General features: G+C 68.3%; 13 protein-coding genes and 1 pseudogene. 4 read left to right on the top strand and 10 right to left on the bottom strand.

Translation table 11 applies throughout. From position 1 onward, the window contains the following. The first annotated feature begins 372 nt into the window (after positions 1 to 372). On the top strand, positions 373 to 906 hold the full coding sequence (locus OG562_RS04100) for a TetR/AcrR family transcriptional regulator (RefSeq protein ID WP_266409004.1): 534 nt from the start codon (positions 373 to 375) through the stop codon (positions 904 to 906). 87 nt (positions 907 to 993) lie between these two features. Here the strand turns inward: OG562_RS04100 and OG562_RS04105 are convergent, their stop codons facing one another. The 6 genes from OG562_RS04105 to OG562_RS04130 all read right to left on the bottom strand — a co-directional run bounded on the left by OG562_RS04105 (position 994) and on the right by OG562_RS04130 (position 6,860). Continuing rightward, positions 994 to 1,563 carry a TetR/AcrR family transcriptional regulator gene (locus OG562_RS04105; RefSeq protein WP_266393688.1) on the bottom strand — a complete coding sequence of 190 codons (570 nt, stop codon included), beginning with the start codon at positions 1,561 to 1,563 and terminating at the stop codon, positions 994 to 996. 233 nt (positions 1,564 to 1,796) lie between these two features. Then, positions 1,797 to 3,095 (bottom strand): SNG1 family protein, encoded by a 1,299-nt coding sequence (locus OG562_RS04110; RefSeq protein ID WP_266393689.1) that lies wholly within the window; start codon positions 3,093 to 3,095, stop codon positions 1,797 to 1,799. Positions 3,096 to 3,576: 481 nt separating this feature from the next. Beyond that, positions 3,577 to 4,245, bottom strand: coding sequence for a lipoyl(octanoyl) transferase LipB (lipB, locus tag OG562_RS04115; RefSeq protein WP_266393690.1), 669 nt, complete (start codon positions 4,243 to 4,245; stop codon positions 3,577 to 3,579). Positions 4,246 to 4,431: 186 nt separating this feature from the next. Continuing rightward, a complete protein-coding gene (locus OG562_RS04120) occupies positions 4,432 to 4,827 on the bottom strand; it encodes a hypothetical protein (RefSeq protein WP_266393691.1) in 396 nt (131 codons plus the stop codon). 814 nt (positions 4,828 to 5,641) lie between these two features. Continuing rightward, positions 5,642 to 6,127, bottom strand: a complete 486-nt coding sequence (locus OG562_RS04125; RefSeq protein ID WP_266393696.1) for a DUF6114 domain-containing protein — start codon at positions 6,125 to 6,127, stop codon at positions 5,642 to 5,644. 118 nt (positions 6,128 to 6,245) lie between these two features. Further along, positions 6,246 to 6,860 carry a DUF6230 family protein gene (locus tag OG562_RS04130; RefSeq protein WP_266393698.1) on the bottom strand — a complete coding sequence of 205 codons (615 nt, stop codon included), beginning with the start codon at positions 6,858 to 6,860 and terminating at the stop codon, positions 6,246 to 6,248. 273 nt (positions 6,861 to 7,133) lie between these two features. On the opposite strand from OG562_RS04130, the gene OG562_RS04135 reads away from it, so the two are divergent. Beyond that, positions 7,134 to 7,841 carry a MerR family transcriptional regulator gene (locus OG562_RS04135; RefSeq protein WP_266393700.1) on the top strand — a complete coding sequence of 236 codons (708 nt, stop codon included), beginning with the start codon at positions 7,134 to 7,136 and terminating at the stop codon, positions 7,839 to 7,841. 96 nt (positions 7,842 to 7,937) lie between these two features. Here the strand turns inward: OG562_RS04135 and OG562_RS04140 are convergent, their stop codons facing one another. Next, positions 7,938 to 10,115, bottom strand: a complete 2,178-nt coding sequence (locus OG562_RS04140; protein ID WP_266393702.1) for an MMPL family transporter — start codon at positions 10,113 to 10,115, stop codon at positions 7,938 to 7,940. Between the two features lie 265 nt (positions 10,116 to 10,380). On the opposite strand from OG562_RS04140, the gene OG562_RS04145 reads away from it, so the two are divergent. Both OG562_RS04145 and OG562_RS04150 read left to right on the top strand, forming a co-directional pair. Then, entirely contained in the window at positions 10,381 to 11,016 is a 636-nt protein-coding gene (locus tag OG562_RS04145; RefSeq protein ID WP_266393704.1) for a TetR/AcrR family transcriptional regulator, read from the top strand. A gap of 76 nt (positions 11,017 to 11,092) precedes the next feature. Beyond that, positions 11,093 to 11,527: pseudogene (locus tag OG562_RS04150) on the top strand (GlcNAc-PI de-N-acetylase); the annotation flags it as partial. 400 nt (positions 11,528 to 11,927) lie between these two features. On the opposite strand, the gene OG562_RS04155 reads toward OG562_RS04150, so the two are convergent. The 3 genes from OG562_RS04155 to OG562_RS04165 all read right to left on the bottom strand — a co-directional run bounded on the left by OG562_RS04155 (position 11,928) and on the right by OG562_RS04165 (position 14,790). Then, the gene (locus OG562_RS04155; RefSeq protein ID WP_266393706.1) at positions 11,928 to 13,085 is read right to left on the bottom strand and encodes an L-dopachrome tautomerase-related protein; all 1,158 of its coding nucleotides are present in this window, start codon (positions 13,083 to 13,085) and stop codon (positions 11,928 to 11,930) included. A 299-nt stretch (positions 13,086 to 13,384) separates the two neighbouring features. Continuing rightward, the gene (locus tag OG562_RS04160) at positions 13,385 to 13,897 is read right to left on the bottom strand and encodes a nuclear transport factor 2 family protein (protein ID WP_266393708.1); all 513 of its coding nucleotides are present in this window, start codon (positions 13,895 to 13,897) and stop codon (positions 13,385 to 13,387) included. A gap of 80 nt (positions 13,898 to 13,977) precedes the next feature. Then, positions 13,978 to 14,790, bottom strand: coding sequence for an oxidoreductase (locus OG562_RS04165; protein ID WP_266393709.1), 813 nt, complete (start codon positions 14,788 to 14,790; stop codon positions 13,978 to 13,980). Positions 14,791 to 14,897: the final 107 nt, after the last annotated feature.

Raw genomic sequence — 14,897 nt, forward strand, 5'->3', positions numbered from 1 at the left:
TGCTGCGGTCGGGCAGTGGAAGAACGGTGCCGCCGCTGCGCAGGGCGTCGTTTTCGAGGACCTGCTGGCGGATGGCCTCCTCGTACAGAGCGAGGGTGCGGCGCAGGTCGCTGTTCTCCTTCCGTAGCCGGCTCAGGTTGGCAGGCCTCCGGCGATGGTGCCTCCGGGACGGCGGGCGATGAAATGCACTCGCCAACCGGTGATCGACATGACGCTGGACGATAGTCCGTGGACAGCTCAACAGCGCATAACCGAAGGCAGACAGGAGCCCGACTCATGGCGGCCGGCCGCCACAAGGGCCCTGCGGACCAGCGCCCGGTCAGGCGCCTTGCCGGCAGACGCAAACCGACCGGCGCCTGCCACAATGACGGCATGGCCAGGATCAGTGCGCAGGAGAGACGCGAAAGCGTCGTCCGCGCAGCGATCGCCGAGTTCGCACTCAAGGGCTACTACGGCACCTCCACCGAGGCGATCGCCAAACGCGTCGGCGTCACGCAGCCGTACCTCTTCCGGCTCTTCCCGGGCAAAAAGGCGATCTTCGTCGCCGCCTTGGTGCGGAGCATGGAAGACACCCGCCTGGCTTTCGAGCGGGCAACCGACGGGATAGCGGGCAGCGAGCAGGCTCTGGGCGCCTTGGCGGGCGCGTACGCGCGGCTGATCTCGGCGCGCCCCGAAACGCTTCTGATGCAGATGCAGGGATACGCCGTCGTCGAGGCCGCTGGGGCAGAGGGCGATGACCAGACGGGCGAGCTCGTCCGGGCCGGCTGGATGAGCCTGTGGGAAACCGTGCACCTGTCGTTGGGGGCCGACGTCCGCGAGACCACAAGCTTCTTTGCCTGTGGCATGCTCGGCAACACTCTTACGGCCATCGGGCTTCCCTCCGATTGCAGGGAAGCCGGGGCTTGAGGCCATGGGCGCTGCTCCGGCTGCCGGAATCGGGCATCAACCCGAAAGAGCGCTTCGGTCGCCGATCCTGCTCGAAGACGGGGCGGATCAGTGCATGTCTGCCGCATCGAGCAGGGTGACCACAGTGGGCGCGATGAGCCCGGCCAGATTGTCGGCGCCGATCCCCGCGCGGGCGCTGGCGCCGTCGAAGACCAGGATCAGCTGCCGGGCCAGCAGGTCAGGGTTGCTCGCGCCACCCTGTTCGGCCTCGGCACGGAAAAAGGCCGTCAGGTTCGCTTTGATCTGGTGTGCCACCCGGCTCGCGGGGTGGGTCTGATCCTTGAGCTCGATCTGCACAGCCAGGTAGCGGCAGCCTCGGAACTCAGCCGCACCCGCCTGCGACTCCACCCGCTCGAAGACGTACAGGATCCGCTCGCGGGGGGAACGGCCATCGTCCGCCGGAGGCAGAGCCATCGCCACGAAGGCAGCGGCACGCTCCTTCAGGCTCGCCGCCAGCAGTTCATCCTTACTCTCGAACAGCTGGTACATGGAGCGCTTCGACACCCCCGCCGCCTTGCACAGCGCCTCGACGCCGATGCCGACGCCGTCGCGGTAGGTGAGCGTGGCCGCGGCCTCCAGCAGCCGCTCCCGGGGACTTTGCTTCACTTCGGTAGTCATACCGCGAGGTTAACTCGAATCGGACGAAATAGAAACCGATCGGTTTCCATGGGGTGTCGGGGAGATGCCCGCCGCCGTGCGGACGCCTGGAGCCCAGCCAGAGGCTCGGCGACGGTCTTGGGGGAGAGACCGTCGCCGAGCCCTGATGGTGCGCGCACCTCTCGTCCCCACGGGGGCGCCGCACACCGGGGCCACTCCGAGTAATGGCCCCGTCTTGGGTGAGCCGCCTTCCGCTACGGCGGGGCAGCGGTCTTCGCGGGCTCCGTCTCGGCGGGGATGCGGTGCAACCCCTTGCGGTCGTACCAGCCCGTCACGCCGAAGCCGAAGAGGGCGGCTGCCGCGAGGCCGACGGCCATCATGACCCAGCCCCGGGTCAGGCCGGCGTCGGCCTGGGCGTCGTAGTAGAGGATCGAGCGGATGCCGCCGGTGATCTGCCGCAGCGGCTCGAACTCCGCCAGGAAGCGGTAGAAGCCGGGCAGCGCCTGAAGCGGCGTGGTTGCGTTGGCCGTCGGCACCGCCATCCCGATGAAGACCAGAGTGACCACCAGCATGCCGGGCGTACCGAACACGGCGAGCAGGGTGAGCGCACCGATCCCGGAAACCGCGATGGCGCACACCGAGTACAGCCACAGCAGTGGCAGATGGGCGGCGTGCATCCCCATGAGGCCGACCGCGCCCACCATGACCAGGCTCCCCATCAGCAGCGACAGCCCGGCCATGAGAGTGCTGCTGATGGCGAGGGTCTGCACCCGGGTCGCCCGGATCAGCGGGCGGTGCAGGCGCAGCGGGCCCATGTCGTTGTGGGTGTAGCCGAGGGCGTGGTCCACCTGGCCGCTGATGACGTTTGCGGAGAGCATGCCGCAGACCACCAGGACGAGCGCGTAGTAGAACGCCGTCAGCCCCAGGCCGCTGTGCGAGTCGAGCGGATGGCCGTCCTGGACCGTGACGGCGGCCGGGTCGGCCAGCAGGACGCGCGCCGCGGCGGGCAGCTTCGCCTGCCCGGTCCCACTTTGGGCCGTCAGCTCCTTGCCCACCTGGAGCGAGGCGTGCTCGGCCGCCTGCATCGTCGCCGTCCGGGCCAGACTGGAGCCCACACTGCCGGCGGACTGGTTGGTCAGCACCGTCAGCGTCGGCCGGGTCGGGGCCCCGGTGGTCGCGGCGCCGGTGAGTGCGGTGGTGGAGGAAGTGAAGTCGGCGGGGACGACGAGCGCGCCGTACAGCTTGCCCTTGCCGATCTCCTCCTTCATCTCCTTTTCATCCATCACCTTCCAGTCGATCTTGCCCCCGCTCGCACTGGACTTCTTGATCGACTCGGTGATCTGTTTCCCCAGGTTGATCTGCTCGCCGCCAGCATCAGCCCCCTTGTCGGCGTTGACCAGACCGACGGGCAGATTCTTCATGTGGTCGACGGGATCGATGTTGGCCCCGACGTAGAACACGGTGAACAGCAGCGCGAGTACGCCCGTGATGACGCCGTTGGCGATCCACAGGGGTTTGGCACGCAGGACGCGGAACGGGTGAATCCCACTCATGACTTACTCCGGTCTCGGACAACACACTCATATCCGGAGAAGGGCGGACAGCTTCATTGCGGTCCGGCGACCCTCGGAACGTTCAATCCCGGCGCACACGGCCGTCGACGCGGAACCGGGCATGCAGCACTCCCGCCGGACTCCGACCGATGAAACCGGTCGGTTTCAAGCCCATCGTAAACCGATCAGTTTACAAATTCCAAGTCGCGGCGCTGGCCCATATCCCAGCAGCGCCAGGAAGCCGCACGCCGGCGCCGCCTCTGTCATCGGGTCGCTTCGAGCCGCGAGCGGACCGGCTCGCTCCAGGTCGCGCAAGCGGTCCAGGTCCGTCGCGCCGAACACGGCCATCGGGGCCGCCCCGCCCAGCAGTCGCCGTTACCGAGGCGGGAAATGCCAGGCCGGTTCGGCCCGTGGCCTACGGTCTACGGGAGGCGGGGACTGGAAACTGGGCGGCGGCCACCGCGCAAGCGCCTGCCCCGGCTCAGGAGGGTGTGCGCGTTGGCGCCAGCTCGGCTGTTACGGCGTCGGCCACAGCGTCCCTCACCTGCGCCTCCGTGGGCGTGGGCCGGCCGAGTTCGGCAGCGAGTTGAGCCAACGAGGTCATCCGGACACCGGGCAGGGCGCAGGCCGTGAACGTGGTGTAGACGTCGAGGTCCGGGTCGACGTTGAGCGCGAATCCGTGGCTGGTCACGCCGCCGCTGATGCGCATGCCGATGGAGGCGATTTTGCGGTGGCCTGGGGTCCACACGCCGACCAGGCTCTCGGCGCCTCGGGGTGTGTCCCGGCGTATCGCCTCGAATCCCAGTGATCCCAGCGCACGGATCAGGGCGTGTTCGATCCGTCGTATCAAGCCGCGCGGTCCCAGCTCGCGTACGTTCAGCACGAGATACCCGATCAGCTGCCCTGGCCCGTGATAGGTGGCGTGACCTCCCCGGTCGACTTCGACCAGGCTGATCGGTGAAGCCGGTTCTGGCAGTTGGTCGGCCGGTGTCCGCGCCGTGTAGGTGATCACGGGAGGGTGGGTGAGCAGGACCAGCCGATCCCCAGTACGCCCCTGCTTTCGCTCGGCCACCCAACCGGCCATGTCGGCCTGCGCCACCTCATACGGCACCTCACCCAGATCGACCCGCTCCATCTCCCCTGCTTGCATTACCTCTCCTGTGCCCTTTGAGACGACGTCGCCTCGCGCCGCGCCTGCGAAAACCCGCCCCCGACGAACAGACCACGGCCGCGGCTCTCGCCGCTGCACCAGCAGACCACCGTGCGTGCGACACAGTCCCGCGGTCAGGTGTCGTCACCCATGACCACGACCAGCCACAGCCGTTTGCGGCTGGCTTCAGCGTGGCGTTCCGTAGCCGTGGATCCCGGGGATGGCCAGTTGTCCGCCTGTCTGTCCGGCCTGGTCGATGTCAGCGTCGTCCAGGCTGAGTTGAAACTTGAGACCGATTTTGCCGATCGTGTCGTAGAGCCACTCCGGAATGGTGTCCGGGGTGAGGTGCAGGCGGAGGACGGGTGGTGCGGGAAGGTTTTCGATGCTGGAGAGGGTGCCTGTCAGGCTTTCGACGTACATGGTGATGTCGTCGCCCCGGAGCGTGGAGGTGGAACCGGGCGCTCCGTCGATGTGCTGGAGCTGTGGGCCGACGGGCACCGCCATCTTCAAATCGCGGATCGTGACCGCCGCCGCGGTGAACTTGAGCACCCGCTTGGGCCCGGCGGCTGTCTCCACGGTCACCACGCCACCGAAGACGAGGTCGTGCAGTTCGAGGCGGCTCCCCTTCATGTTCCATGCCTCGGCGGAGAATCGGCTGGCCTCATGTTCCTCGGGGGCCTTGAGGTCGCTGATGTCGCAGGTGCGGGCTGTTCCTTGGGACGGCTCCGGTCGGGGCGGCGGCTCGACGGCCCGGTGGCTGGGAGCAGGTGATACAGGTGTGGTGGACAGCCGGGGCTCGGGCGGTGCTCCGGACTCTGGCCTCGAAGTGGCCGAGCTTGGTGAGGGGCTCGCGTGTTGTGAGGGGCTCGCGTCGGGTGACGGGCTTTGCTGCTCGGCGTCGTCGCGGAAGAGGGGGCCGAGGATGTCCGCAAGGCTCGTTGTCGCGGAGGTTGCGCTGGGTGAGGGGGTGGGAGTGGCGGTCGGTGCTGGGGTCGGGCCCGCTCCCTCGCCGTCCGCGTCCGACGGCGGCTTGACGGGTTGCCCGCTCGGGTGAGCGCCGGCCGTGCGGGGATCAGCGGACGGGGTGGGGTTTGCGGGAGCGTTCGTCGCAGAGGTTGAGGTGTCGTCGGGACGGGCGCAGTCGACACCGCTGGTTCCAGTCGTGCCTGCCCCCTCTTCGGAAACGGAGAGCGCCGCGGTGGCGCTCGTGTCCACGGACTCGGGCAGGCGTTGACTTCCCAGGATGAGGGCGGTCGGCAGTGCGGTCAGCGCGAGAGCCCTCCCGACCGGCAGACGCAGACGTGTCAACACAGACGTACGGGGGATGGCGTGCCGGCCCCTCGGCGGTCGAGCGAATCGGGGGGCTGCGGCCTCGTTGCGGGTGTCGGGCGACTGGTCACTCACTCCCTTGTCCTCCCGCCCGGCCGACGGCGGCTGACGACCCCTCGGCGCCGTCGGGTATGTCCTCCGGGTGCCCGTCCACCGGGCCCCACGCCAGAGCCAGGAGTCCGCCCGACGCCGCGAGCAGTGTGCCGACGAAGAACCCGCCGAAGTTGGAGATGGGAAGCGACAGCACGCCGAGGAACACCGCGACGCAGCCGGCGAAGAACCTGATGATCGGCTGGAACCAGAGGAGTCCGCCAAGGACGATCAGAGTCAGGCCGATGACCAGGGACCCGGCCCCCGCGGTGGTGGACATCGCCACGGACAGGGCGCCCAGGGAAAGGTTGAAATACGGGAAGTAGATGATGGGCGCAGCGGCAAGGAGCACCAGCAGACCCGCCCAGAAGGGGCGGGTGCGCCGCCAGTCCCGGAAGTCCCGGCGAGCGCGGATGAAGCCGCTGTCACTGTGGGGGTGCGCGGGTGCACCGGCACTCGTCATGTGGCAGTTCCCAAGTCGTGAGTGGGTGAGGGTGTCCGCGAGGACGGTGGGGCGCTGCCGCCCCCTGGGCAGTCGCCGGCCGCTTGCGCGCACGGGAGACCAGAGGGCGGGAGCGAGGTCAGAAGCAGTCGTGCCGGCCGGCCGCGATGTTCATGTGCAGGCCCGCCAGTTCGAACGTTCCCGCAGTCGTGGCCCAGACCTTCTGGTGGGCATCGATGATCTCGACCGCGTCCGCCTGCTGGGCGTAGCCGTTGGGATCGACGTGGTCCTTCGGGTTGACCTGACCCTTGGTCATGGAACCGGTGGCGACGCCGATGTCGACGTTGGTGAAGGTGCCCTTCTTCGCCTGGAGGTCGGTCATGTCGATGTACAGGTCCTTGGCCTTGGCCGGCGTACCGTCCCCGCCGGCCTTGAGCGTCATGGTGTAGGTCCCGAGGACGGGTATGTCCACCGGGACGGACTGGCACATGTCGGTGATCGTCGCATTCTTGATGGACGAGACGGAGACGGGCACGTGCTTGCCGTTCTTGGCGACGTCGACCGTGGCGTAGTTGCCGAATCCGGTGCCGCTCAACTTGCCGGCCGAGACCTGGAAGTCGGAACCGGAGATGCTGAACGAAGCGGCCAGTGCGCCCTGGGCCATGGAGACGGCGACCGCCGCGGTGGCGGCCACCGTCGGGACCGCACCGATGGCGAAGCGCTTCCAGTGGGTCTTGCCGATTCGCTGGGACATGGTGTGGTTCTCCGTTGTCGAGGCGTACGAGACGACCGGACCCAGAACTCACCGGCTGGGCCCGGAGCGGGGGAAGAACTACGGCTGGGTGTGGCCGTGGCGGTGCAGGCGGCTTCCGCGAGCGCATGTCGTCCACACGCACGGAGGAAGTGGCACACCGAAGAAGCACTCGATAGCGTTACTACCGAGTACTCGATAGTGGCACTATCGATCCCGTCGGGGCAACCCCCCGGTAACGCGATACTGGTGGGACAGTTGAGCGTGAGGGAGCGCATGAGGATTTCAGAGCTCAGTCGCCGGTCCGGGGTACCGGCGGCGACCATCAAGTACTACCGCCGGGAAGGGCTGCTGCCCGAGGGCCGCGCGCTGAACCCGACCACGGTCGAGTACGGCGAGGAGCACATCCAGCGGCTCCGTCTGATCCGTTCCCTCATCCAGCTCGGCGGGCTCTCCGTCGCCCGCACCCGTGAAGTACTCGAAGCCGTCGACCGTCCACTGGACGCGTTCGAGACCCTGGGCGTCGTCCACCACGCACTGCCCGTTCCCTCCGCGGAGACGAACGGGAAGAACAGCGCGGACAACGAGGACGGTCCCGGAGCGGAGAGCGCCGACGAGGCGGTACCGGGCGGAACCGCCGCGAGGGTCGACGCTCTCATCGAGAACATGGGCTGGCGGATCTCCGACGCGTCACCCCACCGCCCGGCACTCGCCGAAAGTCTCGCCGCGCTGAGCCGCCTCGGCACCGACTACACGGCCGACGACCTCATCCCCTACGCACAGCTCGCCACCTCCGCCGCCGATTTGGACTTCGCGCAGTTCGAGGGGATCGAGGACCGCATCGCCCTTGCCGAGCGGGCGGTGGTCCTCACCGTGCTGTTCGAGCCGGTCGTCCGGCTGCTACGGCGCCTGGCCCAGGAGGACGCGAACCACCGTCGCCATGATCGCCGTGCGTGCGGGCGGGGCGAGCATCCGGAGAAGTGAGTCCCCAGCAGTGCACCGCCGACACCCCGCCCCGCTCACGACGACAGCGAGGGCCGAAGTGCCCCAGGTGAAGGCGCTTCGGCCTCTCGGGAGGGTTCAGCCCGTGGCGACGGGGACCCGCTCATCGGTGTCCTCCGGCATGTCGGTCTCCTTGATGCCGAACCGGTCGTAGAAGCGGGCGAGTGGGCCCGGAGCCCACCAGGCCGCCCTGCCCAGCAGTCTCATGACGGCCGTTCCCAGCAGGATGCGCACCACCAGCACGTCCACCAGGACCGCGAACACCATGCCGACGCCGAAGAGCTTGATGGTCAGCACATCGCTCATCCCGATCGCCGCGAGCGGCACGCACATCAGCAGCGCCGCGCTCACGACCAGGCGGCCGATGGACTGCAGCCCGGTCGCCACGGCCTGCGTGCTGTCGCCCTGCTTGTCGTACTGCTCCCGCATCCGGGACACCAGGAAGACCTCGTAGTCCATGGAGAGCCCGAAGATCAGCGCGAACAGCATGATCGGCATGTTGGGCTCGATGTTGCCCGTCGGATCGAAGCCGAGCAGGTTGTGCAGATGGCCGTCCTGGAAGATCCAGACCAGGACGCCGAAGGTCGCGGTCAGCGACAGCATGTTCATCGCGATGGCCTTCAGCGGCAGCAGCACCGAGCCGAACGCGAGGAACAACAGGAGGTACGTCATCACCGCGATGTAGAGCAGCATCCACGGCAGGGTCTCGCCGAGTGCGTCCAGGGTGTCGTCGTAGACCGCCGACTCGCCGCCGAAGTACGCCCGGGCGCCCGGCGGTTCGGGGACGTCCTTGAGCCGGTTCACCAGGTCGCGCGCGTGGGTCGAGATGGGATTGCCGTCGTAGGTGACCGACACCCGGGCCGTGGTGCCCTCGACTCCGGTGATCCGGGCGCTCGTGGCGCCGTCGGTGGCGCCGAGCCGCTCGGCGTACGCCTTCAGCGCCGCGCCCTGGTCCTTCGAGGTCCCGTCGGACTTCAGCACGAGCAGCGAGTCGATGGACTTCACCGCGTCGCCGTCGAAGTCGTGCTCCATGGCGTCGAAGACCTGGCGGCCCTCGGAACTGCTCCGCAGCTGCTGCGCGTTGATGGAACCGAACTCGATCTTCGAGAACGGCAGGGCGAGCGTCAGCAGCAGGCCCACCGCGCCCACCACCACGACCCACCGTCGCCGCATCAGGCCGTGCCCGAACCGGTACCAGGCGCCCTCGCCCGCCGCAGTCGGCCGCCCTGCCCTCTTGCGGCGCAGCGGGAAGGCGTTGACCTTCGGTCCCATGACGGCGAGCAGGGCGGGCAGCGCGACCAGTGAGAAGAGCACCGCCAGCACGACCGCGGCCACACCGCCGTACGACATCGACTTCAGGAACGTCGACGGGAAGAGGGTCAGGCCCGCCAGCGCCGCCGCGACCGTGGTGCCGGAGACCATCACGGTGCGCCCGGCCGTGGCGAGAGTGCGCCCGATCGCCGCTTCGCCGGTGTAGCCGGCCGCCAGCTCCTCGCGATAGCGGCTGACGATCAGCAGGCCGTAGTCGATGGCGACCGCGAGACCCAGGATGGTGACCAGGCTCATGGAGAACACGGACACGTCGGTGATGTCGGCGATGGTCCGCAGGACGGCCATCGAACCGAGGATGGAGAGCACCCCGACGAGCAGCGGGAGGAAGGCGGCGGTCAGGCCGCCGAACACGACCAGCAGAAGCAGGAAGAGCACGGGGGCCGAGATGATTTCCGCGGTTCTCAGGTCGTGTTCGATCTTCTCACTCGCCTGGTGGCCGGTGGGCACCGTTCCGCCTTGCAGAGTCTGAAGGCCGGGTGCCGGAATCTTGTCCTTGACCGCCTTGTACGCGTCCTCCTTGGCCTTCTCGCTGCTGCCGTGGAGGTTCAGGGCGACGTAGGTGGCGTGCCGGTCGTGGCTGACCTGCGCCGGCATCTTGGTCGTCCAGAAGTCCAGGTAGCCGGTCACCTCCGACTTCGGCAGGGACTCCAACTGCTTGACGACCGCCTGCTGGAAGGACGGGTCGTCGACGGTGCGGTCCTTGTCGCGGTAGACGATCACCGCGTCGGGTGTCCGCTGCGGGAACGCCTTCTCGGCGATGTGGGCCGCGCGCACGCTGTCCGAGCCGGGGTCCTGGAAGCCGAGCGGTGTCAGGGAGCCGAAGACTCCGGCACCGTAGGCCCCGGACAGGACGGCGAACAGCATGGTCAGTATCAGCACCGGCTTTCGCCTGCGGTACAGCAGACGCCCAAACCCCTCAAACATGACTTCTCCTAGATCGTTAGCCGGCGCCGGACAGGACCGTCCGAAGGTCGGCGCCGAATGAACCGTAACAGCGTTTTCATTGCTCGATGCAACGCGGTTACACACCTCTCATCCGGAGAGGGGTCGAGCTCCCCTGCTCTGACCTGCTGATATGCAAGAGGATCTCGTTCGGAAGTGGCGGGTCCTGACGCGGGACGCAGCGGACAACAGCAAGCCAAGGCGATACCGAGAAGCATTCGTAACGGCGTTGCAATACGATGGCGCCATGGCCAGGCTCAAGACACATGACGAAGCACTCCGGCTCCGGCTCCTGCACCGCGCGGCCGCCACGGTCTTCGACCGCGGCACTGCCGCGCTGAGCCTGCGACAGCTCGCTGCGGACGTGAAGACCTCGACCACGGCGGTCTACTCGCTGTTCGGCAACAAGGCGGGCCTGCTCAGCAGCCTGTACGAGGAGGCCGCGCGGCTCTTCGTCGCACGCCTGGCAGCCATCCGTCCCACGGACGACCCGGCCGGCGACGTGATCCGACTTGGGCTCGTCTATCGCGAATACGCCATCGCCAACCCGCATCTCTACGCGATCCTCTTCTCCGACCGCAGCGTCCAGTGCCCGTCCGATTCGGAGTCGGAGAGGCCGCGTGAGGCCATCGAGACCTACCGGCCCCTCGTCGACGCCGTGCGGCGCGGACAGCAGGCAGGGCAGTTCAGTCCGGAGTCCGACCCGGAGGTCATCGCGCTGTCGGTCTGGGGAACGGCCCATGGCCTGGTGTCCCTGGTGCTGTCAGGGAACGAGCCGCCCGGGCTCGCCGTCGCCGACTGCTATGAGCGAGCCCTGGGGGTACTGGTAGCGGGGTGGCGAATGAGTGAGGGGGAGGTTCAGGGGTTCGCGGACGTGCCGTGAGTCCGGATCCGGGACCGCTCCGAGCCTGAACGTACGGTTCCGCGGGACTCTTTCGGGTCGCGTCCCGCGAGGTGGGACCTACGACGAGAACGGCTTCTACGGCCACCCCGATCACTTCCAGGCGAACCGGATCACGATGGCAGCGCTGTCGCCGACCGGGATGACGTCGAAGGTGTACTGGACGACGGCGCCGCGCTCGATGATGAAGAAGTTCGGGCAGATCATGCGCGATTTCGGAGCGGACCGGGAGGAGCCGGGTCCGTCCGATGCCGGAGAGGGGCCCGAAACCGGCCTGCCCGACGAGGAAGTCACCACGTGGGTGGACACCACTGAGTTCGGCATTCAGAAGTTCGACGCGCTGGCCGCGCATGCCAGTCAGGGTGAGAACATCTTCTTCCTGCGGATGGGCAAGGAGAGGTTCAGTCAGCTCATGGGCGTGGAGACGTTCGTCCGGGTCCACGACACCACCGGCGCGCCCCCGCCCGAGAACGACCTCTTCGCCGGCCTGCGCCGAGCTCCAGTCGGCGGCCGTCCCCCGGACACACGGAGAACCGCGCCTGCACACGCCGCACCCCGAGGGACGTTGTCGGAGCCTTCTTCAAGGCGGAAGACGTGCGTGCTGTCCTCGTTGAAGGCCGGGCCCCTCGGCGCCAGCCACACCGCGAGCTGCCGCTTGACCTGTCGGGCCCGCTCCTCGCTGACGCACAAAGCCACCAGATCGTCGCACAACGGATCGTCACCGGGTGCCCGGCTCCAACCTACCGGCGTGCCTCATCCCATCAGGGAGGTATCGGCCCCCGGCGGCTTCATCCAGCCCATGCAGGGCGACGTTCAACAGCGTCGGGCTGACAACCCCGCCTTGTGGAGCCCTCTCCTCCGACCAGGCGGCCGCCTGACGCGGGCCGGAGAGGTCACACGAGCCTGACCGGCCCGGCGTCGATCGGCAGGCGGACCAGGAGGTAGGGCTTGCGGCGCAGGTCGTTGCCCTCGTGGAAGGGCGACAGCCGGTTGAGCTGGTTGGCGATGGCGTACAGGTGCCGGTCCGAGGCGACGGACAGGGTGTCGACCCAGAGCAGATCGCGCCCCTGGGCGAGGGTCCGGTAGGTGCCGTTCGGGCTCCTGCGCCAGATCGCGTTGTGTTCGAGGTCGCCGCCGTAGAGCCGACCCTTGTCGTCGCTCTCCAGGCCGTCGGCCATCGGCTTGAACCCGAGGTCCTCGACCGTCGCCGCCACCTCGGCGTCCGTGGCGTCCGGGTCGGCGAGGGCGTCGGTGGACACGCTGTGGAGTCGGCGGCTGGACAGCGGGCAGTAGTAGAGGCGCGTGCCGTCGGCGCTGAGAGCGATGCCGTCGGAGCCGGTCTCGTAGTACGTGGGCTCGCCACCCGCGGGGCGGACCATGAAGGGCTCGCCCTCGATGACCGGAAGGAACCGCTCGTCCGGGAGCGCCGAGGGATGCCCGGCCAGTCGCCGCCAGGAGCGGCCCGTGGCGAGGTCGACCACGATCACCCCGTTGGAGCCGCCCGAGTCGGTGATGAACGCCATGCCCTCGGCGCCGCGCCGCAGGTCGAAGCGCACGTCGTTGGGGTAACTGTTCGCCGGCGCCACCTCGGGCGGGAAGAGGATCTTCCGTACGATCCGGTCCGTGCGCAGGTCGACCGCCACGAGCTTGGGACCGCCGTAGGAGGACCCGGCGAACCCCGGGCTTCCGGTGTCGAGGATCCACAGCCGATCGGCCGGGTCGACGACGACGCTCTGCACCGACTGGAAGTGCCCGGCCAGGTCTGAGGCGTCCTGACGGTTCACCTCGGCGTCGGGGTAGGCCACCGGCTTCCCGCCGCGCAGTTCGGCGACGGTGAACGGGACGTCGTCGCCCCAGCGGGGAAAGTTGACGAAGACCCGGCCGCGGCGCGAGACGGTGACACCCGTCGGCATCGCGCCCCAGAAGCGGGCAACGACCTCGTAGTGACCGGCTGTTGAACCGGAGGAGGAGGCGGAGGCGTAGGCGGGTCCGGCAAGTTGGGTGGCGGCCAGCGACGCGGTGGTCGCCGTAAGGAACGCACGTCGTTTCACGGGAGCGTCTCCTGTTGGGTCAAATTGCAGCAAGGCGCGGCGAGTTGCCGCATCACCTCGGCGCGTGGGGGGATTGGCCGGACGCTGCCGTGACCGGTGGAGGAGGGTTCCTCCAGCAGCCGCTCTCGGGGAGTCGGCTTCGCCCGTGTGGTCAGGGCGAGCCGGAGCCCACCTGGACGGCAGGTACCTCGTGCGTTCCTGCGACCTGAAGCTGTCCGCCGGGAACATCGCCTGCGACTGCCGCCAACTCCTGGAAGGGGATCGGGGCCAAACGGCCAGTGGACCGGGTGCTGTCAGGTCTACCGGGCTGCCGGCCGGGTCTTCGCGACCATGCCGCGGTCCCCGAAGGTGACCATCGCGTGGATGGGTACGGTGCTGGCGCGCATGAGCGCCGCGAGGCCCCGGCGGCCCTGTTGGCGGGCGAGCTCCGGCCCCAGGGTGGTCATCAGGGCGGTGAGGGCCGGCATCGGACGCCCGAAGAGCGTGATCTCCTTGATCTTTGCCTCGTCGTCGAGCCGCAGCAACTGCACCTCCTCGAACGACTGGGACGCCACCCGCGCCCGGTAGACCAGCGCGTATGTGTCGCCCTCGCCGGTCTGGGTGTGGTAGCGGACGTCCTTGACCGCCGCGAACGCCGAGGTCAGGAAGTCACGCAGCTGGTCGGATCCCTCGAAGCGGAACTGCTCGGTCAGCGGCGAGCTGAGCACGACATCCCGGCTCAGGCACGCGACCGCGGCGTCGACGTCACCGCGTTCCTCGGCGGAGCGCCAGCTCCCGACGGTAGCGGCGGCGGAGTGCAGGGTCTCGGACATGGGTCTCTCCCGGTATCAACGACGCGATGGGATGCGCGGGTGCCGACGTGCTTGGTGGACAGGGTTGGCGGGTGGGGGTGTCAGCCGGCCAGCTTGTTCATCGTGCGGATCTGCTTGTCCAGGACCCAGGCGGGAACGAAGCGGAGCATGCGTGCGCGTCCGGCCATGGGACCGGCGGCGTAGCGCAGTTTCGGCTTCGCGTCGGTGGCGGCTGTGACGATCGCCTTGGCGACGACGGCGGGGTCGTCGCCGTTCTTGATCGCCTCTGTCATCAGGCGGTCGAAGACGTGCCGCTGGTCGGCGTAGGTCTGCAGGGGGGTGTCGGGCTTGGCGCTGTTGGCCTCGAATCCGGTGTTCGTGTAGGCGGGTTCGACGAGGAGCGAGCGGACGCCGTACTTCCGCACCTCGTGGTCCAGTGACTGGGAGTAGCCCTCGATCGCGTGCTTGGACGCGCCGTAGACGGCCATGTAGGGGGCGGGGATGAAGCCCTGTACGGACGAGAGGTTGATGATGCGTCCGCGTCCTCGGGAGCGCATGTGCGGCAGGACCTCTCTCACCATGCGCATGACCCCGAAGACGTTGATGTCGAAGACGCCCTGGGCCTGCGCGAGTGAGGTTTCCTCCGCCGCGCCGATCGAGCCGATGCCGGCGTTGTTGACCAGGACGTCGATCCGCCCGAACCGGTCGATCACCTGCTGGACCACGGCGGTGACCGACTTGTCACTGACCACGTCGAGGTCGAAGAACGTCACACCCCGCAGCGGGGTGACGCGTGAGGTGTCGCGGCCCGTGCCGGCCACCTCGAAACCCGCCGCGACCAGCGCGAGCGCGGTCTGCTTGCCGATGCCGGAGGACGCACCCGTCACGAGGGCCACCGGCCGATTTGTCGTCATCATGCACTCCCGAAATCACCTTGGAAACCGATCGGTTTCCCCTTGCCCTCACTGTAAACCGGTCGGTTTCCAATGCGCAAGCTCAAGCACGGAACTGATCCCGGGCC

The sequence above is a fragment of the Streptomyces sp. NBC_01275 genome, assembly GCF_026340655.1.
GTDB lineage: Bacteria > Actinomycetota > Actinomycetes > Streptomycetales > Streptomycetaceae > Streptomyces.

Bases quoted from the DNA above. Each gene is read 5' to 3' on its own strand.
- OG562_RS04100 (WP_266409004.1), top strand. From the start codon at position 373: ATGGCCAGGATCAGTGCGCAGGAGAGACGCGAAAGCGTCGTCCGCGCA.
- OG562_RS04105 (WP_266393688.1), bottom strand. From the start codon at position 1,563: ATGACTACCGAAGTGAAGCAAAGTCCCCGGGAGCGGCTGCTGGAGGCC.
- OG562_RS04110 (WP_266393689.1), bottom strand. From the start codon at position 3,095: ATGAGTGGGATTCACCCGTTCCGCGTCCTGCGTGCCAAACCCCTGTGG.
- lipB (WP_266393690.1), bottom strand. From the start codon at position 4,245: ATGCAAGCAGGGGAGATGGAGCGGGTCGATCTGGGTGAGGTGCCGTAT.
- OG562_RS04125 (WP_266393696.1), bottom strand. From the start codon at position 6,127: ATGACGAGTGCCGGTGCACCCGCGCACCCCCACAGTGACAGCGGCTTC.
- OG562_RS04130 (WP_266393698.1), bottom strand. From the start codon at position 6,860: ATGTCCCAGCGAATCGGCAAGACCCACTGGAAGCGCTTCGCCATCGGT.
- OG562_RS04135 (WP_266393700.1), top strand. From the start codon at position 7,134: ATGAGGATTTCAGAGCTCAGTCGCCGGTCCGGGGTACCGGCGGCGACC.
- OG562_RS04140 (WP_266393702.1), bottom strand. From the start codon at position 10,115: ATGTTTGAGGGGTTTGGGCGTCTGCTGTACCGCAGGCGAAAGCCGGTG.
- OG562_RS04145 (WP_266393704.1), top strand. From the start codon at position 10,381: ATGGCCAGGCTCAAGACACATGACGAAGCACTCCGGCTCCGGCTCCTG.
- OG562_RS04160 (WP_266393708.1), bottom strand. From the start codon at position 13,897: ATGTCCGAGACCCTGCACTCCGCCGCCGCTACCGTCGGGAGCTGGCGC.
- OG562_RS04165 (WP_266393709.1), bottom strand. From the start codon at position 14,790: ATGACGACAAATCGGCCGGTGGCCCTCGTGACGGGTGCGTCCTCCGGC.